The organism is Amycolatopsis benzoatilytica AK 16/65 (assembly GCF_000383915.1).
Classification (GTDB): Bacteria; Actinomycetota; Actinomycetes; order Mycobacteriales; family Pseudonocardiaceae; genus Amycolatopsis; species Amycolatopsis benzoatilytica.
Genome location: NZ_KB912942.1, coordinates 7,719,590 through 7,739,577 on the forward strand (window position 1 = coordinate 7,719,590; position 19,988 = coordinate 7,739,577).

16 protein-coding genes and 1 riboswitch are annotated in these 19,988 nt (G+C 69.1%); of the genes, 9 read left to right on the forward strand and 7 right to left on the reverse strand.

Going from position 1 to position 19,988, the window contains the following annotated elements:
- The first annotated feature begins 19 nt into the window (after positions 1 to 19).
- Positions 20 to 793 (forward strand): type III pantothenate kinase, encoded by a 774-nt coding sequence (locus tag AMYBE_RS0136075; RefSeq protein ID WP_020664261.1) that lies wholly within the window; start codon positions 20 to 22, stop codon positions 791 to 793.
- 148 nt (positions 794 to 941) lie between these two features.
- On the opposite strand, the gene AMYBE_RS0136080 is transcribed toward AMYBE_RS0136075, so the two are convergent.
- A complete protein-coding gene (locus tag AMYBE_RS0136080) occupies positions 942 to 1,670 on the reverse strand; it encodes an SDR family oxidoreductase (RefSeq protein ID WP_020664262.1) in 729 nt (242 codons plus the stop codon).
- 132 nt (positions 1,671 to 1,802) lie between these two features.
- Here AMYBE_RS0136080 and AMYBE_RS0136085 point away from each other — a divergent pair, with 132 nt between their 5' ends.
- Complete coding sequence (locus tag AMYBE_RS0136085; RefSeq protein ID WP_020664263.1) at positions 1,803 to 2,657, forward strand: sigma-70 family RNA polymerase sigma factor; 855 nt, start codon at positions 1,803 to 1,805, stop codon at positions 2,655 to 2,657.
- Positions 2,658 to 2,660: 3 nt separating this feature from the next.
- On the opposite strand, the gene AMYBE_RS0136090 is transcribed toward AMYBE_RS0136085, so the two are convergent.
- Entirely contained in the window at positions 2,661 to 2,975 is a 315-nt protein-coding gene (locus AMYBE_RS0136090) for a DMT family transporter (protein WP_020664264.1), read from the reverse strand.
- A 33-nt stretch (positions 2,976 to 3,008) separates the two neighbouring features.
- A riboswitch (guanidine-III (ykkC-III) riboswitch) is annotated at positions 3,009 to 3,070 on the reverse strand.
- A 48-nt stretch (positions 3,071 to 3,118) separates the two neighbouring features.
- Positions 3,119 to 3,877 (reverse strand): class I SAM-dependent methyltransferase, encoded by a 759-nt coding sequence (locus tag AMYBE_RS0136095; protein ID WP_020664265.1) that lies wholly within the window; start codon positions 3,875 to 3,877, stop codon positions 3,119 to 3,121.
- Positions 3,878 to 3,959: 82 nt separating this feature from the next.
- Between AMYBE_RS0136095 and lysS the strand changes: the two genes are divergently transcribed.
- Both lysS and AMYBE_RS0136105 read left to right on the forward strand, forming a co-directional pair.
- A complete protein-coding gene (gene lysS, locus AMYBE_RS0136100; protein WP_020664266.1) occupies positions 3,960 to 5,468 on the forward strand; it encodes a lysine--tRNA ligase in 1,509 nt (502 codons plus the stop codon).
- A 162-nt stretch (positions 5,469 to 5,630) separates the two neighbouring features.
- Positions 5,631 to 5,984 (forward strand): histone-like nucleoid-structuring protein Lsr2, encoded by a 354-nt coding sequence (locus AMYBE_RS0136105; protein WP_020664267.1) that lies wholly within the window; start codon positions 5,631 to 5,633, stop codon positions 5,982 to 5,984.
- A 255-nt stretch (positions 5,985 to 6,239) separates the two neighbouring features.
- Here the strand turns inward: AMYBE_RS0136105 and AMYBE_RS0136110 are convergent, their stop codons facing one another.
- Positions 6,240 to 7,067 carry a helix-turn-helix domain-containing protein gene (locus AMYBE_RS0136110; protein WP_020664268.1) on the reverse strand — a complete coding sequence of 276 codons (828 nt, stop codon included), beginning with the start codon at positions 7,065 to 7,067 and terminating at the stop codon, positions 6,240 to 6,242.
- A gap of 66 nt (positions 7,068 to 7,133) precedes the next feature.
- On the opposite strand from AMYBE_RS0136110, the gene AMYBE_RS0136115 reads away from it, so the two are divergent.
- Entirely contained in the window at positions 7,134 to 7,703 is a 570-nt protein-coding gene (locus AMYBE_RS0136115) for a TIGR03086 family metal-binding protein (protein ID WP_027928385.1), read from the forward strand.
- A gap of 19 nt (positions 7,704 to 7,722) precedes the next feature.
- On the opposite strand, the gene AMYBE_RS0136120 is transcribed toward AMYBE_RS0136115, so the two are convergent.
- Positions 7,723 to 8,508, reverse strand: coding sequence for a (2Fe-2S)-binding protein (locus AMYBE_RS0136120; protein WP_020664270.1), 786 nt, complete (start codon positions 8,506 to 8,508; stop codon positions 7,723 to 7,725).
- Between the two features lie 404 nt (positions 8,509 to 8,912).
- Between AMYBE_RS0136120 and AMYBE_RS0136125 the strand changes: the two genes are divergently transcribed.
- The 3 genes from AMYBE_RS0136125 to AMYBE_RS0136135 all read left to right on the forward strand — a co-directional run bounded on the left by AMYBE_RS0136125 (position 8,913) and on the right by AMYBE_RS0136135 (position 14,603).
- Positions 8,913 to 11,462, forward strand: coding sequence for an ATP-dependent Clp protease ATP-binding subunit (locus tag AMYBE_RS0136125; RefSeq protein ID WP_020664271.1), 2,550 nt, complete (start codon positions 8,913 to 8,915; stop codon positions 11,460 to 11,462).
- Positions 11,463 to 11,524: 62 nt separating this feature from the next.
- Entirely contained in the window at positions 11,525 to 12,520 is a 996-nt protein-coding gene (locus AMYBE_RS0136130; protein WP_020664272.1) for a BUD32 family EKC/KEOPS complex subunit, read from the forward strand.
- Between the two features lie 193 nt (positions 12,521 to 12,713).
- Positions 12,714 to 14,603 carry an Hsp70 family protein gene (locus AMYBE_RS0136135; RefSeq protein WP_020664273.1) on the forward strand — a complete coding sequence of 630 codons (1,890 nt, stop codon included), beginning with the start codon at positions 12,714 to 12,716 and terminating at the stop codon, positions 14,601 to 14,603.
- A 10-nt stretch (positions 14,604 to 14,613) separates the two neighbouring features.
- Here AMYBE_RS0136135 and pcp read toward each other — a convergent pair whose 3' ends face one another.
- Both pcp and AMYBE_RS0136145 read right to left on the reverse strand, forming a co-directional pair.
- Complete coding sequence (pcp, locus tag AMYBE_RS0136140; RefSeq protein ID WP_020664274.1) at positions 14,614 to 15,219, reverse strand: pyroglutamyl-peptidase I; 606 nt, start codon at positions 15,217 to 15,219, stop codon at positions 14,614 to 14,616.
- Complete coding sequence (locus AMYBE_RS0136145) at positions 15,216 to 16,664, reverse strand: M1 family metallopeptidase (RefSeq protein WP_034287546.1); 1,449 nt, start codon at positions 16,662 to 16,664, stop codon at positions 15,216 to 15,218. The genes pcp and AMYBE_RS0136145 overlap by 4 nt, the downstream gene beginning before the upstream one ends.
- Before the next feature lie 142 nt (positions 16,665 to 16,806).
- Between AMYBE_RS0136145 and AMYBE_RS0136150 the strand changes: the two genes are divergently transcribed.
- Positions 16,807 to 19,983, forward strand: a complete 3,177-nt coding sequence (locus AMYBE_RS0136150) for an AfsR/SARP family transcriptional regulator (RefSeq protein WP_020664276.1) — start codon at positions 16,807 to 16,809, stop codon at positions 19,981 to 19,983.
- The last annotated feature ends 5 nt before the right edge of the window (positions 19,984 to 19,988 follow it).

Sequence of the window (19,988 nt, forward strand, 5' to 3'; positions counted from 1 at the left end):
CGCAGTAAGGAAGACCTCGTTGCTGCTCACAGTCGACGTCGGGAACACCAACATCAACCTCGGCCTCTACCAGGGGACCGAGCTGGTCGGCGACTGGCGGATGCGCACGGACGCGCAGATGACCGCGGACGAGCTCGCGCTCACCATGCGCGGCCTGCTCGGTCCGCACGCGGACGCGGTCACCGGGATCGGCGCACTGTCCACCGTGCCCGCGGTGCTGCGCGAACTGCGGGTGATGCTCGGCCGGTACTACGCGCGAGTGCCGAAGGTGGTCGTCGAGCCAGGCGTGCGCACCGGAGTGCCGCTGCTGGTCGACAACCCGAAGGAAGTCGGTGCGGACCGGCTGGTGAACACCCTTGCCGCGCATCATCTGCACGCCACCGCGTGCGTGGTGGTCGATTTCGGCACGTCCACCAACGTCGACGCGATCTCGGCCCGGGGCGAATTCCTCGGCGGGGCGTTCGCTCCGGGCATCGAGATCTCGGTGGACGCGCTGGCCGCCCGTGCGGCCGCGCTGCGCAAGGTGGAACTCGTCCCGCCGCGTTCGGTGATCGGCAAGAACACGGTGGAATGCCTGCAATCCGGCATCCTGTACGGCTTCGCCGGCCAGGTCGACGGCCTGGTCCGGCGGATCGTGCGGGAGCTGTCTCACGACAACACGGACCCGGTCACGGTGATCGCCACCGGCGGGCTCGCGCCGTTGGTGCTCGGCGAGTCCGAGACGATCACCGAACACGTCCCGGACCTCACGCTGCTCGGTCTTCGGCTGGTGTACGAACGGAATGTGCGTTAGAGCTTGTCTCATGTGGTGCGCCGAACGGTCCGCTGGGCTGTCCATGAGGGGCCCCTTGAGGGACTTGGATTCCCTCAAGGGGCCCTTCACGGACAGACCGGCACACTGGCCGCCCAGGCATCACGACAGCACCACGTGAGACAAGCTTTCAGCCGACCTGCTCGGCCAGGTAGTCCTCGAAAGTGCGAACGCCGGTGTCCGCGTCGAGGTTGAGATTGCCGCCCGCGCGGTAGATCTTCCCCGCCGCGCCCGGAATGCGCACCGGCAGTTTCGGCCGGCGTTTGCCGGTGGCCCGCAAGTACTGTTCGACCAGTTCTCGCATGCTGTACACGGTGGGGCCGGCCAAATCGCGTACTCGTCCGGTCGGCTGGCCGAGCGCGAGCCGCGCGATCCGTTCCGCCACTTCGCGCGCGTCCACCGGCTGGAAACGGATCGCCGGCACTGGCACCATTGGCATTTTTGCCGCCGACCGCACGGCATTCAGGCAGAGTCCGTGGAACTGGGCGGCGCGCAGAATCGTCGAAGGCAGGCCCGCCACGATCTTTTCCGCTTCGTGCTTGCGGCGGAAATAGCCCAGCGGCACCGCGTCCGCGGCGATCACCGAGATGAAAACCAGGTGCCCGACGCCGGCGCGTTCGGCCGCGTGGACGAGATTCGCGGTGGCCACGTCGTCGCCCTTCGGGCCGCCGGCCAAGTGCACGACCACGTCCGCGCCGTCGACCGCGGGGGCCAGGCCCTCGCCGGTCATCAGGTCGCAGGCGAACTGGCCTTCGCCCTTCGCGCGGCGGCTCAGGACGCGGACCTTCGCGTCGCCGAGCGCGGGAACGACCAGACGGCCGAGGGTTCCGGTGCCGCCGGTGACCAAGATTGTCGTCATGACAGTTCCTCCGAGATAGGGTGCCGCTGGGGCTGGGGTCTTATGGGGGTTGAAACCGCCCGCGGCCGGAATGTGACAGAGCGGCTCCACCGGCCGGTTTGCGGACGGTGGTGGGGCGGGGAGGGGTGACCGGTGGACGAAAAGATCCTGCTTGCCGCTCGGTTCGAGGAGCACCGGCCCAGGCTGCGCGGGGTCGCGTTCCGGATGCTCGGCTCGCTCGCTGAGGCCGACGACGCGGTGCAGGAAGCCTGGCTGCGGGTAGACAGCGCGGACACCTCGGCCGTCGAGAACCTGCCCGCCTGGCTCACCACGGTGGTCGCGCGGGTCTGCCTGAACCTGTTGCGCGCGCGGGAACGCCGACGCGAGGACTCGCTGGACGCGCAGCCGTTCGATCGCGGTGACGATGGCACCGACCTCGCCGAGGAAGCCCAGCTGGCCGATTCGGTCGGGCTGGCGATGCTCGTGGTGCTCGACGTGCTCGGCCCGGCCGAGCGGATCGCGTTCGTGCTGCACGACATGTTCGCCGTACCGTTCGAGGACCTCGCGCAGATCCTCGACCGCAGCCCAGCGGCGGTCCGGCAGCTGGCCAGCCGGGCTCGACGTCGGGTGCGCGGCGGCGAGGCCGGGCCGGCCGACGCCGGCAAACGACGCGGAGTGGTCGAGGCTTATCTGGCCGCCGCCCGCGAAGGCGACTTCGCCGGGCTGCTGAAGGTGCTCGACCCGGAAGTCGTCCTGCACTCGGATACCGGCAGCGCGCCGGTGGTCCTGCGCGGCGTTCGAGCGGTCAGCAAGGGCGCGCTGCTCGCGTCGGAGGTCGCGCGCAGTACCCAGGTCGCGCTGGTCGACGGCGTGCCCGGTCTGGTGCTGGCGCCGCGTGGCAGGTTGGCGGTGGTGCTGACGTTCGCCTTCGACGGCGACCTGATCACCGGGATCGACGTGATCTCCGCGCCAGAGCGGTTGCGCGGGCTGCAGATCAGCGTCGGCTGAGCCTCAGTGCAGCAGCTTCAGCCCGACCACGCCGGCGACGATCAGCACCAGGCAGACGATCCGGCCGACGGTGAACGGGTCGTGCATCGCGAGCATCCCGTAGATCGCGGTGCCGACCGCGCCGATGCCGACCCACACCGCATAGCCGGTGCCGAGCGGGATGTCGCGCAGCGAATAAGCGAGACCGGACATGCTCAGCAGCAGCGCGACGCCGAACAGCACGCTCGGCCAGAGCCGGCTGAAGCCTTTCGACGCGCCGAGCGCGGCCGCCCAGACAGTTTCGAGAAAACCGGAGACGACGAGAACGAGCCAGGCCATGATCGAGAACCTTTCGCAGTGACGGATGCGTGCACTGCGCCGTCTTGTCGTCACCGGGTACGACGCGCTCGTCCGGGGCGGATCACCGCCACTGCCGAAGTTAGCATCGTCCGAGCACGCTGAGTGGTGATTTCGGTCGCCGTTCAGGACCGGCGGGCCCGGAAAACCGTCGTGGTCAGCGGATAGGCAAAGCCGTCCGGGGAGACTTCGGGCACCGACTCCAGATAGCCGCGAGCCTGGTCGAGGATCTCCATACGCTGGGTCGAATTAGCTACCAGCAAATGCGAATGGGTGGCCACCGTAGCCAGTAGCGAATCAATGGTGCGCCACTGGGAGTGCGGGAACTTCTCCTGTTCGAACTGGCCGAAGCCATCCGCCGCGAGTGTTTCCTCTCCGTCGGCGAACCCGCTGCTCACCCTCGTGCGGATCAACTGGGAAAACTCGACGACCCACGGCACCGACGCGTCCTCGTGGTTCCAGAGCGGCGCCACCACTCCGCCCGGGCGCAGCACCCGGCGGATCTCGGCGAACGCCGGTTCGAGATCGAACCAATGCAGCGCCTGCCCGATGAACACCGCGTCCATCGATTCGGCCGGCAGCGGGATGTCCTCCGCCTTTCCGGCCAACGCCGGCACGCCGGGCAGCAGCCGGGACAGTTCGGCGCGCATCCCCGGATCCGGTTCCACCGCGGTCGGGCAGAGACCGAGTTCGGCGAGACCCGCGGTCAATTTTCCGGTGCCGGCCGCGAGATCGAGCACCTCGCGCACCGGGCGGCCCGCGCCGCGCACGGCCCATTCGAGCGCCGCCGCCGGATAGTCCGGCCGGTGCCTGGCATACGCGGCCGCCTCGTCGCCGAACGAAGATGCCCGCCGGGCGTGCAGTTCCGGATCAGAGTGAGTCACGGGTAACCAGCTTAATACCGTGAGTGCCGGTTAAGGGGAATCCGGTTGACGTGGTTCACCAGCTAGTTCGTACCCTGTGCCCATGACCGAATTCCCCGCGTCCGACGCGTTGCCCGATGACGACCTGCCCGAACAGATGCGGGTGCGCCGGGACAAGCGCGACCGGATAATCGCGGAGGGCGCCGATCCTTACCCGGTGCAGGTTCCGCGCACGCACACTCTCGCGCAGATCCGGGCCGAGCATTCCGGTCTGGAGGCCGACGTCAGCACCGGCCAGACGGTCGGCGTCACCGGCCGGGTCATGTTTCTCCGCAATACGGGCAAACTGTGTTTCGCCACCCTTCGCGAGGGTGACGGCACGGAACTGCAGGCGATGCTCAGCCTCGCGAAGGTGGGCGCCGAGTCGCTCGCGTCGTGGAAGTCCGATGTCGATCTCGGCGACCACGTATTCGTTCAGGGCGAGGTGATCACGTCCAAGCGCGGCGAGCTTTCGGTGCTCGCCGACAGTTGGCAGATCGCGGCGAAGGCGCTGCGGCCGCTGCCGGTGGCGTTCAAGGAGCTCGCCGAGGAAACCCGGGTCCGGCAGCGTTATGTCGATCTGATTATGCGGCCCCGGGCACGCGACGTGGTGCGCACCCGCGCGGCCGTGATGCGCTCGCTGCGCGAGTCGTTTCATCGCCGAGGATTCACCGAGGTCGAGACGCCGATGCTGCAGACGGTGCCCGGTGGTGCCGCGGCCCGTCCGTTCATCACCCATTCCAACGCCTTCGACCTCGACCTGTACATGCGCATCGCGCCGGAGCTTTACCTCAAGCGGTGCGTGGTCGGCGGGATCGAGAAGGTCTTCGAGATCAACCGCAACTTCCGCAACGAGGGCAGCGACTCCTCGCACTCGCCGGAGTTCGCGATGCTCGAGTACTACGAGGCGTACGCGACTTACGACACGAATGCCGTGATGACCCGGGAACTCATCCAGGCCGCCGCGGAGAGCTCGCTCGGCACTCAGGTCGTCACTCTTGCCGACGGAAGCGAGTACGACCTTTCCGGCGAATGGACGACACTCGGCATGTACGAGTCGCTGTCGGAAGCGCTCGGCGAAGAAGTGACGCCGGATACGCCGGCCGAAGCGCTGCACAAGATCGCCAACGTGCGCGAGATCGAGGTCGATCCGAAGCTAGCGCACGGCAAACTGGTCGAAGAACTGTGGGAACATCTCGTCGGCGACGGACTCTACGAGCCGACATTCGTCCGGGATTTCCCACTGGAGACCTCTCCGCTCACCCGGCAGCACCGCAGCCGCCCGGGCGTTGCCGAGAAGTGGGACCTGTACATCCGCGGATTCGAACTCGCGACCGGATACTCCGAGCTGGTGGATCCGGTTGTGGAACGGCAGCGGCTCACCGAACAGGCCCGGCTCGGCGCGGCCGGCGATAGCGAGGCCATGCGTCTCGACGAGGATTTCCTCCGCGCGCTCGAGTACGGAATGCCGCCGAGCGGCGGTGTCGGAATGGGTATCGACCGGCTGCTCATGGCACTGACCGGGCTCGGTATCCGGGAGACCATCCTCTTCCCGCTCGTCCGACCCGAATAGCCGGACCCGCTCCGCCCGGACCGGATTTTCTCAATGCGGATTTGCTTCGGGCGGAGCGAGCGGGTATTAATGTGGGTGTCAAAGACTTCTGTTGCTCGGGGTTCGCCCCGAAACCAGATCATGTAGCCAGATCATTCGGGTAAGCCCCGCAGGAGGAATCAGATGGCACAGAAGGTGCTGGTCTCTCTGGTCGACGACCTCGACGGCAGTGAGGCGGAAGAGACCGTTGAGTTCGGTTTGGACGGTGTCAGCTACCAGATCGACCTTTCCGGCGAAAACGCCGAAGAGTTGCGGGACGCGCTGGCCCAGTACGTCGAGCACGCCCGTCGCGCGGGCGGCCGCAAACGTGCGCCGCTGCGTCCGGTCGCCGGCGGCAAGGCCCCGGCCCGTCCGGCCGCGGTCGACCGCGAGCAGAACCAGGCGATTCGCGCGTGGGCCCGCAAGAACGGTTTCCAGGTGTCCGACCGTGGCCGGATCCCGTCGGAAGTTGTCGAGGCTTACCACAAGAAGAACTGACCCGGGCATTTCCGGATCCGCAGGGGACGTGCGCGCGGCAGGCCTTCGGTTCGAGAACCAGAAGAACTGCCGCCAGTGTTCGCGGACTTCGCAGCCGCTCCGCCGAACGGCCGTCGGGAGTATTCCCGGCGGCCGTTTCGCGTACCCGGATTAGCGTTCGGGCGAGACGCCGGTCCGGCAAGGATCGGTGCGGGAATCCGGATCTCTTCCCGGGCCGCCCGGCCTGGCGGCGAATGGAAGACCGGCGACCCGCTCTCAGTTTCCCGGCTTTCCGTCGTCCGGGGTGCCCGACATCGGCCGGCGGGCCGAGCGCGCGTACTCCGCGGGCGTGCGTCCGGTGACGGTGCGGAAGTCGCGCGTGAAGTGCGGCTGGTCGCTATAGCCGAGCCGGGCCGCGAGATCCGCGTAATCCGGCGGCCGCGGACTGGCGAGCAACCGGGCGGCCTCGTTCAACCGGTAGATCCGGATCGCCCACTTCGGCGTTGTCCCGACGTGCTCGGCGAACAACCGCTGCACCGCTCGCACCGAGAGACCGAGCGCCGCCGCCAGATCCGAGACCTTGATGACCTCCGGATCCGCCGCGATTTTTTCCACCGCTTCCACCGCGACCCGAGCGGCGCGCGGAATCGTCGGCCGGGATGCGATCAGCAAGTTGTCGATTGCAGTGATCATTTGTGCGTCGGTCGTCGCCTTCCGGACGGATTCCCCGGTTCGCGCGGAGGCCGGGCCGAAGATCTCCGGCACGCCGGTGACGCGGTCGGCGAGAGCGCGCAGCGGGGCGCCTAGGAAGCCGCGAAAAGCGCCGGGCCGGAAACGCGCCCCGATCCCGTGCCCGCGTCCGGCGAGCCGGTGTGTGAAGAGTTCGTGCGCCGGGCCGTAAACGCCGGTGGCGCCGGGAAAGAACGTCAGATGCACGGACAGGTTGGGCAGTACCTGTTGCTCGTGCGGTTCGGTGAGGTCCCAGCGCAGCATCCAGTGGTGCTCGACGAGGTCGCGCAGTTCCTCGGCCGGCGGATGCCGGGTGAGCGTGAACTTGGTGCGCGCCGTCTGTTCGTCCACGATGCCGCTGGGGATCCGCCGCATCCTCGAAACGGTAGTGTGTCGCGAAATTTCAAGACGGTCGCAGGTGATCGTGCTTGGCTCGAATACATGTCTCAGCACGCTGAACTGCTCGCCCCGGCCGCGGCGGAACTAGTGCGCGTCGCGGCCGCCGCGCCATCGTCGACCGCACCCACCCACTGTGCCGACTACGACGTCCGCGGTCTCGTCAACCACTTGCTCTATTGGGGGCCGTGGCTCGACGCCGCGCTCCGGCGCGAGCCGTACGAGCCGCCGGCGCCCACCGAGGCCGAAGCTTCGCTCGCCGGCGACGATTGGCTGCCGAGGCTCACGAAGCTGACCGAGCAGCTGGTCTCGACGCTCCAGAAGCCGGAAAGCTGGACCGGCACCGTCAAATTCGGGCCGCGCGACCTCCCCGCCGCAGTGATCGGCGACATGGTGCTCGGCGAGTTCGTCTTCCACGCCTGGGACTTGACCAAGGCTAGCGGCACCGAGCTGAACTGCTCAGACGAGGCCGCGGAAGCCGTTCTCGCGTTCGCGCTCGGGATGGGCGAGCAGGCCCGCGCGGGCGGGGTCTTCGGACCGTTGGTCGAGGTGCCGGACGGCGCGCCGGTGCTGCATCGGGCACTCGGCGCGGCCGGCCGGAATCCGTCCGCCTGAATTTTTCACTCGATGGAGATCATCGACGACACGTGCGCGGGCAGCCGTCGCACTCGGCTTCCCCGGGCAGCAGATACGAGAAGCAACAGCTCTCTCGACGCCGCTCCCACGACCGGTGCCCCTCGGCGGTGCTCGCCGTGCGCAAGGTGGACGCCGAGGTCAGCGGGCGGTAGCGCGCGTCCAGCACGAGGGCAGCGTCGGCGACGCCGGCTCCCTCGGCCTCGGCTGTCCCGCCTTGTCGCCCAGCGCGCCACAGCGCGCTGTCCAGCGCGTCGGTAGCGGCTGCCCACAGCATGCGGCGACCCAGCCGGGTGCCGGGCGCGTACGCGCGTACGAAGCGCGCAGCGTGGCCGATGAACTGCGCGCGCAACACCGCTGCGAGCGCGCGTTCGTCGCGGACCACAGTGGCCTCGCGGCGCGCGGAGCCGGGGTCTGTGGGCAAGCAGTAGAAGGCGTCGCTCAGGACGGCCATGCCTTCGGGATGCGGCCGGTCCGGGCCGAGGCCGAACGCGAGCTGCTCCGGCTTCAGGGACGGCACGCGGCGCTCGTGGTGCAGCAGCAGCGCGCCGACGTACGCCGGGACGTAGAGGTACCAGGACATGACGTAGCTGGCCGCGGTCTGGGCAGGCGCACTGCCGTGCTGTCGCGTGAGCCAGCTGGTCAGCAGCGATCGCCACTCGTCGAAGAGCGCCGGCTCTTTCAGCAGGTCGGAGCAGCGGAGCCAGCCGTCCGGCACGTCCGTTCGCAGCTGGTAGCGGACACCGGCGCGGACCAGCGAGGACGCGAGACCGTCGCCGATCTCCAAGGCGTCGTCGCGCGAGCGTTGCGGGTTCAGCGGGTTCCCCTCCGTCCCGGGCGTGGTGTGGCATTAGGCGTGCCTAACCTTACAGAGGAACGGATGTTGCGCCAATCGGGTGGCACCGGGCAAGGCAACCCGGCCGAACCAGGCTGTTCGCGCTCAGCGGACAGGGGCACCCGGGCGGAATCCTGAACGGGTTCCGTACGTTCGGCAGGGTGTAAAGGTGCAGCGCAACCGGATGAGCAGAGGTGGCCGCGATGGTCACCAGCCGGGTGCGAACGGGCCACCGGAGGCCGTAGTGGTACGCAAGCGCGACCGCTTGGCTACTAGAGTGGTCTCACGGTGCTGTCCTCCGTGGGTGCGAACCACGGTAGTTAAGGGCCGCCGACGCAGCAGTCGAGGGAGTGCGCATGTTTGAGAGGTTCACCGACCGCGCGAGGCGGGTGGTCGTCCTGGCCCAAGAAGAGGCCCGGATGCTCAACCACAACTACATCGGCACCGAGCACATCCTCCTGGGTCTGATCCACGAGGGTGAGGGTGTCGCCGCCAAGGCGCTGGAGTCGCTGGGCATCGCCCTCGAGGGCGTGCGCCAGCAGGTCGAGGAGATCATCGGCCAGGGCCAGCAGGCACCGAGCGGGCACATCCCGTTCACGCCTCGGGCGAAGAAGGTGCTGGAGCTGTCGCTGCGCGAAGCGCTGCAGCTCGGCCACAACTACATCGGCACGGAGCACATCCTGCTCGGCCTGATCCGCGAGGGCGAGGGCGTCGCCGCCCAGGTCCTGGTGAAGCTGGGCGCGGACCTCAACCGGGTCCGCCAGCAGGTGCTGCAGCTGCTGTCCGGATACCAGACCGGCGAGAAGTCCACCGAGGGCAGCTCGGGCCGCGGCGAGGGCACCCCGTCCTCTTCGCTGGTGCTGGACCAGTTCGGCCGCAACATGACCGTGCTCGCCCGCGAGGGCAAGCTCGACCCGGTCATCGGGCGCGGCAAGGAGATCGAGCGGGTCATGCAGGTGCTGTCCCGCCGCACCAAGAACAACCCGGTGCTCATCGGCGAGCCGGGCGTCGGCAAGACCGCCGTCGTCGAGGGCCTCGCCCAGAGCATCGTCAAGGGCGAGGTGCCGGAGACGCTCAAGGACAAGCAGCTGTACACGCTTGACCTGGGCTCCCTGGTCGCCGGCTCGCGCTACCGCGGTGACTTCGAAGAGCGCCTGAAGAAGGTGCTCAAGGAGATCAAGACCCGCGGCGACATCATCCTGTTCATCGACGAGCTGCACACGCTCGTCGGCGCGGGTGCGGCCGAGGGCGCGATCGACGCGGCGTCGATCCTCAAGCCGATGCTGGCCCGCGGCGAGCTGCAGACGATCGGCGCGACCACGCTCGAGGAGTACCGCAAGTACATCGAGAAGGACGCCGCGCTGGAACGCCGCTTCCAGCCGATCCAGGTCGGCGAGCCCTCGCTCGAGCACACCATCGAGATTCTGAAGGGCCTGCGCGACCGGTACGAGGCGCACCACCGCGTCTCGATCACCGACTCGGCGCTGGTCGCGGCCGCCACCCTGGCCGACCGCTACATCAACGACCGGTTCCTCCCGGACAAGGCGATCGACCTGATCGACGAGGCCGGCGCCCGGATGCGCATCCGCCGGATGACCGCTCCGCCGGACCTGCGCGAGTTCGACGAGAAGATCGCCGACGTCCGCCGGGACAAGGAATCCGCCATCGACGCGCAGGACTTCGAGCGGGCCGCGCGCCTGCGCGACGAGGAGAAGCAGCTCCTCGGCCAGAAGGGCGAGCGCGAGAAGCAGTGGAAGGACGGCGACCTCGACGTCGTCGCCGAGGTGGACGACGAGCAGATCGCGGAGGTGCTGGCGAACTGGACCGGCATCCCGGTGTTCAAGCTCACCGAGGAGGAGACCACCCGGCTGCTGCGCATGGAGGACGAACTCCACAAGCGCATCATCGGCCAGGAAGACGCCGTCAAGGCGGTCTCCCAGGCGATCCGCCGCACCCGTGCCGGCCTGAAGGACCCGAAGCGCCCGTCCGGTTCGTTCATCTTCGCCGGCCCGTCCGGTGTCGGTAAGACCGAGCTGTCCAAGGCGCTGGCGGCGTTCCTGTTCGGCGAGGACGACGCGCTCATCCAGATCGACATGGGCGAGTTCCACGACCGCTACACCGCTTCGCGGCTCTTCGGTGCCCCTCCGGGCTACGTCGGCTACGAAGAGGGCGGGCAGCTGACCGAGAAGGTGCGGCGCAAGCCGTTCTCGGTGGTGCTTTTCGACGAGATCGAAAAGGCGCACCAGGAGATCTACAACACCCTCCTGCAGGTGCTCGAAGACGGTCGCCTCACCGACGGCCAGGGCCGCACGGTCGACTTCAAGAACACCGTCCTGATCTTCACCTCGAACCTGGGCACCTCGGACATCTCCAAGTCCGTGAGCCTCGGCTTCTCCTCCGGAGCGGACACGACCAACCGCTACGAGAAGATGAAGCAGAAGGTCAACGAGGAAATGAAGAAGCATTTCCGGCCGGAGTTCCTGAACCGGATCGACGACATCATCGTCTTCCACCAGCTCAACCAGCAGCAGATCATCGAGATGGTGGATCTGATGATCGGCCGGGTCGAGACGCAGCTCAAGGCCAAGGACATGGAGATCGAGCTCACCGAGAAGGCGAAGGCGCTGCTGGCCAAGCGCGGCTTCGACCCGGTGCTCGGCGCCCGGCCGCTGCGTCGCACGATCCAGCGCGAGATCGAGGACCAGCTGTCCGAGAAGATCCTGTTCGGCGAGGTCGAGCCGGGCCAGATCATCCTGGTCGACGTCGAGGGCTGGAGCGGCAACCCGGAGGACCGCGACGACGAAGCGCACTTCACCTTCCGCGGTGAGAAGCGCCCGTCCTCGGTGCCGGACGCCCCGCCGGTCAGCATCGGCGCGACGGAGAACGGCGAAGCCGAGAACGACTGATCGCTCGACGAGAAAGGGCGGCTCCCACCCGTGGGAGCCGCCCTTTCTCTATTGTCGAGACCATGGGGTCTTCGCGAATTTCGCGGCACGTCGGGGCGAGCACTGCACTGTCGCTGCTGAGCGATGCGCAGTTGCTTGACCGGCTGTCCGCCGCCGAGGTGCTGTCCGAGGGGATCGGCGGCACCGGCGCCAAGCTGGACGTAGATGGCGTGCCGGTGTTCGCGAAGCGGGTGCCGCTCACGGCGCTGGAACAGCGGCACCGGCATTCCACTGCGAATCTCTATGGCCTGCCTGCCTTCTGCCACTACGGCCTGGGCTCGCCGGAGGGTTCCGCCTGGCGCGAGCTCGCGCTGCATGTGATGGCGAACGGCTGGGTGCTCGGCGGCGAATGCGCGAACTTCCCGCTGCTGCACCATTGGCGTGTCCTGCCCGTCGCCTCCGGCCGCGTGCCGGACCGCAGCCTGGAAGAGGACGTGGCGTACTGGGGCGGTTCTCCCGCCGTGCGCCGGCGGCTCACTGAACTGCGGGACGCGACGGACAGCATTGTTTTCTTCTGCGAGTTCTTTCCGACCACTTTGCATCGGTGGCTGCCGACGAACCTGGACGCGGCTCCGCGTGTCGAGGAGCAGGTGCTCGAGACTGTCTCGTTCCTGCGCGCGCAGGGCGTCCTGCACTTCGACAACCACTTCGACAACTTCCTCACCGACGGGGAACGGTTGTACCTGACCGATTTCGGTCTGGCTTTTTCGCGGCGTTTCGAGCTGTCGGAAGAGGAGCGGGAGTTCTTCGAGCGGAACGTGGGCCACGATCACGGGTATGCGGCCATGTACCTGGTGAATTGGCTGGTGACCGAGCTGCACGGGACGTGGGACCGGGATGCCCGGCTGGCCGCGGTCCGCAAGGCGGCGCGGGGCGAACTGGAGCTGTCCGCGCCGGTTGCCGAGGTGGTGGCCCGCCATGCGGAGGCCGCGGTGGCGATGAACGACTTCTACTCGCGGTTGCAGGAGAACCGGGACGAGCCGTTTCCGGCCGCGGTGACGGGGCGGACCCGGCCGTGAAGGGCCCCTTGAGGGAATCTGAGTCCCGGAAGGGGCCTTTCACGGACATCCGTCAGCACCCAGCCAACTGAGACACGCTCTTCGCGGACTCTCCATAACGCGGCGCACGGTTTTCGAGGCATCCTGCTGTCCCGGAAGCCGAGGTCGTCCGCGGGCCGTGAGACGATGAGGCGGGGTTTGGGAGGGGATCTGCGTGGACGTCCTGTCTGTCGATTTCGGCACTTCGAGCACTGTCGGCGTGCTGGCCGCCTTCGGCCGCGGGCCGCGGGCGATCGAGGTCGACGGGTCCGTCACGATGTCTTCCGCGGTGTACGCCGAGGAGGACGGGCAGCTGGTCGTCGGGCAGGACGCGGAGCGGCGGGCCCGGCTCGACCCCAGCCGGTTCGAGCCCAATCCCAAACGGCGGATCGACGACGGCGAGCTGTTGCTCGGCGACCGCACCGTGCCAGTGGCCGACGCGTTCGCCGCGGTCTTGCGGCGGATGGGCGAGGAGGCCGAGCGGCAGCTGTCCGGTGTGCCGGGCGAAGTGCGGCTTTCGCATCCGGCCGGCTGGGGCGCGACGCGGCAGCAGACGCTGTGGGAGGCCGCGCTCAAAGCCGGGTTCGCCCAGATACGGCTCGTGCCCGAGCCGGTCGCGGCGGCCGCGCACTACGCGACATTGCGCGCGCAGGCACCGCGGAGCGGGCCGATCGCCATCTACGACCTCGGGGCGGGCACCTTCGACTGCGCGGTCGTCGGGGCGGACATGACGGTGCTCGCCGAGGACGGGCTGCCGGATCTCGGCAGCCTGGACATCGACCAGGCGCTGCTGGTCCACATCGGACGGTCGGTGTCGCACACCGATCCCGGTCAGTGGCAACGGCTGCTGCGGCCGCAGACCACGAGCGATCGCCGGCTGCGCCGGGTGCTGCTGCAGGACGTCCGCGACGCCAAGGAAAGCCTTTCCCGGCACGTGCACACCGAGGTGCCGATGCCGGATCCGTTCGGCGACGTGCTTGTCACCCGGGGTGAGCTGGAAGCTCTGGTGCGGCCGAATCTGTTGCGCAGCGCGGAAATGCTCGCGGCGACGATCTCCCGCGCCGGGCTGACGCCGGAACAGCTGGTCGGCGTGTACCTGGTCGGCGGGCCCAGCCGGATGCCGTTGCTGGCCTCGCTGGTGGGGTCGAAGCTCGGCGTGGTGCCGACCACCGAGGACCAGCCGGAGACGGCGGTCGCCTTCGGATTGCATCACGTGCGGGCCGAGGAGCAGGCATCGCAGTCCGGGCCGGTGGCGATCCCGCCTTCGCCGCCAGCCCCGTCGGTGCCGATACAGGCTCCGCCGGTTCCGACTCCGACGCGGGCTCCGTCCGCTGCGGCTCCGGTGCCGTCCGCGCCCGGTTGGCGGCAACCGCAGTCCGGGCCGCAGCAGCAGCCGCCGCAGCCCGCGATGCCGGTTCCGCCGCCTGGCGGCTGGCAGCGGCAACCGCCGAAGAAACGGTTCAGCCGGACCACGATGATCGCGTCGGCCGCCGCGGCCGTAGTGGTGGTTGTCGGGATCGTGCTCGCCGTGGTCCTTCTCCCTGGCACATCGCGGGACAGCCCGGAAGCCGCCGGCCCGGCGAGCAACGCCGGCAAGTCCGTGGAGCCGCCGGTCCCGGGCTGCCCGGACACCCGCCCGGCCCAGCCGGGCGAGAACGGCCTCACGCCGTGCATGCGCCGCCTCGCCGGGCCGACCATCCAAGCCCGCGCCTCCTGCTCGGACGACCCGGAGCTGGCGCACGCGCTGGGCGCGCTGCGCACCGCAGTGTGCCGCTTCCCGGACGGCACCCGGGTCGCCTTCCACGAAGGACTCACCCTCGACCAGATCGAGGCGAGCGCGCGCAAGGACATGGCGGGCACCGTCGCGTCGGCGACCTGGCAGGCGAAAACCGGGCTGTCCGGGCGCTACCTCGCCGGCATCGGCCCGCAGCTGGGGCTGCTGGTCTATCAGGCCGACACCATGGCGGTGGTCGGCACCGTCATGGATTCCAGCGCTTCGCACACGAGCCGTACCCCGCAGGACCTGGTCTGGTACTTCGAACGGACTGTCCGGCCCGGCGAGTGAGCCGAGCGGTTCAGTCGAGCGTGCCCGCCGAGACCGCGACGTCCTCGGAAACGGTCAGCGCCGTGTCCACCACGATCGCCAGCGCCCGCGCGATCTCGTCCAACGGCAGCACGGCTTCCTCCGGCACATGCACGAATCCGCCGCGCAGCCCGGGGAACTCCGTCGCGATCAGGTGCATCAGGCCGTAGAAGACCTGGTTGCACACGTACGTCCCAGCGGTGTAGGAAACCGCGGCGGGCACGCCGGCCTCCTGAATCGCGGCGACCGCGGCCTTCACCGGCAGCGTCGTGAAGTACGCCGACGGTCCGCCGGAAACCACCGGCACGTCGATCGGCTGCGCACCCGCGTTGTCCGGGATCCGCGCGTCGATCAGGTTGATCGCGACGCGCTCCGGCGACACGTGGTCGCGCCCGCCGGCCAGGCCGGTGCAGACGACCAGTTCCGGCCGGTGTTCTCCGATGGCGGCGCGCAGCGCGGGCAGCGCCGCAGCGAACTCGCACGGCAGCTCGACGGCCACCGTGTCCCTCCGCTGCGCCGCTGCCCGCGAAGCTGCCTGCCAAGAAGGATTCGTCGCCGCTCCGTCGAACGGCGCGAAGCCGGTCAGCAGAACGGTCATCCGTTGGCCGGCTTCAGGTCGCCGGGGTAGAGGTATTCCGGCGCCGGCTTGCCGTTGCCGTAGATCCACGCGTCGAAGAAGCCCTGCAGATCCTTGTGCCCCACTGCTTCGCAGTAGTGCTGGAACTCCTGCATGCTGGCGTTTCCGTTGTGATGCAAGCCGTTCCACGTCTTCAGCACCTGATCGAAGGCAGCCTGTCCCAGGTACTTGCTCAGCGCGTGCAGCATGACCGGGCCCTTGGAGTACACGTAGGTGAACTCGTTGCCCGGGCCCATGTCGTACAGCTTGCCCGCCCAGAACTGGTCCGAGGCCGCGGCGACGGTCTTGAGATACCTGGCGTCCAGGTCCTGTCCGTCCTTCGCCTGCGACCACAGCCAGGTCGCGTAGGACGCGAAGCACTCGTTGAGACAGACGTCCTTCCAGTGGTCGACGGCAACCGTGTCGCCGTACCACTGGTGCGCGTTCTCGTGCACGATCGTGGAGACGTTGCCCGCGCGGCCGGAGTAGATCGGCCTGCTCAGCGTCTCCAGAGAGAACCCGATCGGCTCGGCCAGGTAGATGCCGCCCGCGGCGTCGACCGGGTACTTGCCGAACTTCGACTCGAGGAAGTCGAGGATCTCCGGCAGCCGCGCGTCGGCCTGTTTCGTGGAGTCCGGTGTGCCCGGCGCGAACGCGCTGACGATCGGGGTGCCGTCCGCGCGCTGGCGCTTGTCGAAGGTCCACTTGTCGATCGCGACCGTGGTCATGTAGGGCACGGCCGGGGTGTCCTCGGACCAGACGTGCGTGGTGCCCGCCGCGGTTTTGTAAGTGCCCTTCTCGCGGCCGTTGGAGATCACGCCCCACTCGTCCGGAACCGTGATGGCCAGGTGGAACCGGGCCTTGTCCAGCGGGGTGTCGTTCACCGGGTACCAGGTGGTGGCCGATTTCGGCTCGCCGGCCACGAACGCGCCGCCGGACTTGGCGTACTGCCAGCCGTTCGCGCCGAGGTTCGGGTCTTCGATCGCCTGCGGGATGCCGTGATAGGCGATCTCGGCGCGGAAGGGCAGCCCGCGCAGCAGCGGGAAGCGCGGCGTGATCACGAGTTCGTGGTCGCCGGTGCGGCTGAACTTGGCGGGCAGGCCGTTGACCTTCACCGAGTCGACGGTGAGGCCCTTGAGGTCGAGGTTGAACGAGCTGAGCGACTGGGTCGCCCGTGCGTAGACCGTCTGCAGGCCGGTCAGCTGGTGGCTGTCCGGCGCGTAGGTGACCTTGAGGTCGTAGTCGGAGACGTCGTACCCGCCGTTGCCGTCCTGCGGGTAGTAGCTGTCCCCGCCCCCGTCCGAGCCGGGCGTCGGCCGTCCCCAGCCGTCCTGGCCCGCCGATGCGATGCCGGTGCCGAGCGTCAGTGCGGTGAGGGTGGCTGCGACGGTCACTGCCGGACGACGCCAGCGGTGCGGTGCTCTCATGGACACTCCTGTCTGCGTGTGGATCACTCGCAACGTAGCGCCGTGCGGGCGCGCCGTAACCGATGTCCGGTGAATTGTCCCGAAAGTCCACACTTCCGTCGGGCTCTGACACGGCGGGCTGTTCGTCTGGAAAGCTGGACCGGTGCGCGTGGCACTGCTGGGCCCGCTGCGAGCGGAGGGAGACGACGGCACGCCGATCGACATCGGCGGTGCCCGCCTTCGCATGCTCCTGTCCCGGCTCGCGCTGGACGCCGGCCGCGCGGTGCCGGTCGAGGCGCTGATCGACGGCCTGTGGGGCGCTGAGCCGCCGGCGGACGCCGCGAACGCGTTGCAGTCGCTCGTCTCACGGCTGCGCCGGGTACTGCGGCCGGCCGGGGTCGAGTTGGAGTCCGGCAGCGGCGGCTACCGGCTCGCGGTGCCGCCGGAGGCGGTCGACCTGCACCAGTTCGAGCGCTTGTCCGCGAAGGGCCGCCGGGAGCTTTCCGCTGGACGGGACAGCGCGGCCGCCGAATCGCTCTCCGCCGCGCTCGCGTTGTGGCGCGGGGCGGCGCTCTCGGACGTGCTGGACGCGCCTTTCGCCGCCGCGCCCGCCACGTTGCTGGACGAGCGGCGGACGGAGACCAGCGAGGACTGGTTCGAGGCGGAGATTCGGCTGGGCCGGCATTCCGAAGTGCTGGCCGAGCTGACCGCCGCGGCGCAGGCGCACCCGCTGCGGGAGCGGCTGGCCGGCCTGCGCATCCGGGCGCTCGCGGCTGCGGGCAGGCAGGCGGAGGCGCTGGCCGCGTACACCGCGATCCGCGCGACGCTGGCAGACGAGCTGGGCGTGGATCCGTCGGCTGAGCTGCAGGAAGTCCATCTTCGCGCGCTGCGCGGCGAGTATCCGCGGGTGGCGGTGCGGGTCGATCGGCTGCCGCAGCGGCTGACCAGCTTCATCGGCCGGACCGACGAGCTGAAACTGCTCGACGAGCTCCTGGAAGGGGCCCGGCTGGTCACCCTGGTCGGCCCGGGCGGGGCCGGCAAGACCCGGCTTTCGACGGAAGTGGCGTCGCGGCATCCGGCGCACGCGGCCGGCCGGGTGTGGTTCGTCCCGCTGGCCGGTGTGCGAGAAGCAGGCGACGTGGTGTCCGCGCTGCTCACCGCGCTGGAGGTGCGTGACGTGCGGGTGACCGACACCGAGGCGCGGCGTCGGCTGATCGATCCGATCGAGCACGTGGTGGAAGCGCTCAGCGGTGCAGAGGCGTTGCTGGTGCTGGACAACTGCGAGCACCTGGTGGACACCGCCGCGGCGCTCGCCGAGGAGTTGCTGCGCCGGTTGCCGTCGGTGCGGGTGCTCGCCACCAGCCGGGAGCCGCTGGCCATCACCGGAGAGGCGCTGTGCCCGCTCGGGCCGCTGCCGGTTCCGGACGAGACCGCGCCGCCCGCGGATGTCGCGACGCTCGATTCGGTTCGGCTGTTCCTGGACCGAGCGGTGGCGGTCCGCCCCGGATTCCGGCTCGACGAGTCCACTGTGGACGCGGTGCGGCAGATCTGCAGGCGGCTGGACGGAATGCCGCTGGCGCTGGAACTGGCCGCCGCCCGGCTGCGGTCGATGACGGCCGGGCAGATCGCGGAACGCCTTGACGATCGGTTCCGGCTGCTGACTTCCGGCAGCCGGACGGCGCTGCCGCGGCAGCGCACGCTGCGCGCGGTGGTGGAGTGGAGCTGGGACCTGCTCACCGAGGACGAGATCCGGCTGGCTCGCCGGCTGAGCGTGTTCGCGGCGAGTTTCTCCGAGGAAGCGGTGGAAAACGTCTGCGCGGACGAGGAGCTGCCTGCCCGCGACGTCGTGTACGTGCTCGGGTCGCTGGTCGAGAAGTCCATTGTGGACGCCGTGGACGCCGTGGGCGGCCGGTACCGGCTGCTGGAAACCCTGCGCGTTTACGCGGCCGAGCGGCTGGCCGAATCCGGCGAAGCGGACCGGCTGCGCGCGGCGATGGTCAAGTACTACGCGGAACTGGCCGAGCGCAACGAATCGTTGCTGCGCGGCCGGGATCAGCTCGACGCGATCGACGTGTACGAGCAGGAGAGCGACAACTTCACCGCCGGGCTGCGTACCGCGATCGAAACGGGCGACCCGCAATCGGCGGCCCGGCTGCTGTTCGGGCTGTTCTGGTACTGGAACATCGTCGGCCAGAACGAACGCGTCGCGGCATTCGTCGACGAAGTGCTCGAATTCGACGATCGGTTGCGGCCGGACCTGGCCGCGAGCCTGAGGCTGTGCCAGGTGCTGGTCCGGACGACGTCCGGGGCGAACGATCGAGCGAATGTGCGGGAGCTGCTCGAGGAATGCGTGCGGACCGGTGCGGTGGACGGGAATCCGTGGCTGTGGGTGGGTATGCCGATAGTGGCCTACATCAACGGCGAGAAGGAACTGGCGAAGCGGGAGGTCCGCCGCGCGGTCGAGCGGGACGACGTGTGGGGCCGAGCCGCCGGACGCTGGGCGGAAAGCTTCATCCTCGGGGATTGCGGCGACCTCGACGGCGCCGAGCGGGCGCGGGAACTCGCCTACCAGGGCTTCGCGGAGGTCGGCGACCGCTGGGGCATGGGCATGACACACGGCTTCCGCGCCGCGGCACTGTCCCAGGCCGGCGAGCACGAGGCGGCGATCGAGGGCTACACCGAGGGCCTGCGGCTGATGATGGAATTGCGGTCGCGGGACGACGTGGTGCAGCAATGGTGGCGGCTGGCGATGGAACGTTCGCGCGCGGGAGACCAGGACGGCGCGTGGCGTGAGCTGGAGGCCGCGGAACAGTACGCCGCCGCTGGGAGCCGCGGGCTCCGGATGATCATCATGATGGGCCGGTCCGAGCTGCTGATCCGGCAGAACCGGATCGCCGAAGCACGCACGGTGCACGAGGAACTGGCCCGGATGCCGCCGGCCTGGCCGGCCCCGGAGGGTTTCGAGGCGGAACTGATCGCCATCGTCGAAGCCACGCTGTTGCTGGCCGAAGGCCGTCCGGACGCCGCGGAACCGAAGGTGTTCACGGTGATCGAGGCGGCGGCGAATCGCGCGGACATGCCAGATCTCGCCGGCGTCGTGGAGCTGATGGCGCAGATCCGGCACCGTCAGGGCAGCCCGGAATCGGCGGTGCGGCTGCTGGCGCTGAGCGCGGTGGCCCGCGGCCGGATGGACCTGGGCAGCCCCGAGGTGCGGGCATTGATCGGGGCGCTGACCGAGGAGCTGGGGGCGCAGCGGTACGCGGACCTGTTGGCGGAGGCCTCGCGGACCTCGCGGGCGGAGCTGATCGACGCGGTGCGAGCGGAGCGCTCAAATCCGTGAAGGGC

Coding starts and splice junctions, on each gene's coding strand:
- AMYBE_RS0136080 (WP_020664262.1), bottom strand. CDS start 1,670: ATGACGACAATCTTGGTCACCGGCGGCACCGGAACCCTCGGCCGTCTG.
- AMYBE_RS0136090 (WP_020664264.1), bottom strand. CDS start 2,975: ATGGCCTGGCTCGTTCTCGTCGTCTCCGGTTTTCTCGAAACTGTCTGG.
- lysS (WP_020664266.1), top strand. CDS start 3,960: ATGACCGAATTCCCCGCGTCCGACGCGTTGCCCGATGACGACCTGCCC.
- AMYBE_RS0136105 (WP_020664267.1), top strand. CDS start 5,631: ATGGCACAGAAGGTGCTGGTCTCTCTGGTCGACGACCTCGACGGCAGT.
- AMYBE_RS0136110 (WP_020664268.1), bottom strand. CDS start 7,067: ATGCGGCGGATCCCCAGCGGCATCGTGGACGAACAGACGGCGCGCACC.
- AMYBE_RS0136115 (WP_027928385.1), top strand. CDS start 7,134: ATGTCTCAGCACGCTGAACTGCTCGCCCCGGCCGCGGCGGAACTAGTG.
- AMYBE_RS0136125 (WP_020664271.1), top strand. CDS start 8,913: ATGTTTGAGAGGTTCACCGACCGCGCGAGGCGGGTGGTCGTCCTGGCC.
- AMYBE_RS0136130 (WP_020664272.1), top strand. CDS start 11,525: ATGGGGTCTTCGCGAATTTCGCGGCACGTCGGGGCGAGCACTGCACTG.
- pcp (WP_020664274.1), bottom strand. CDS start 15,219: ATGACCGTTCTGCTGACCGGCTTCGCGCCGTTCGACGGAGCGGCGACG.
- AMYBE_RS0136145 (WP_034287546.1), bottom strand. CDS start 16,664: ATGAGAGCACCGCACCGCTGGCGTCGTCCGGCAGTGACCGTCGCAGCC.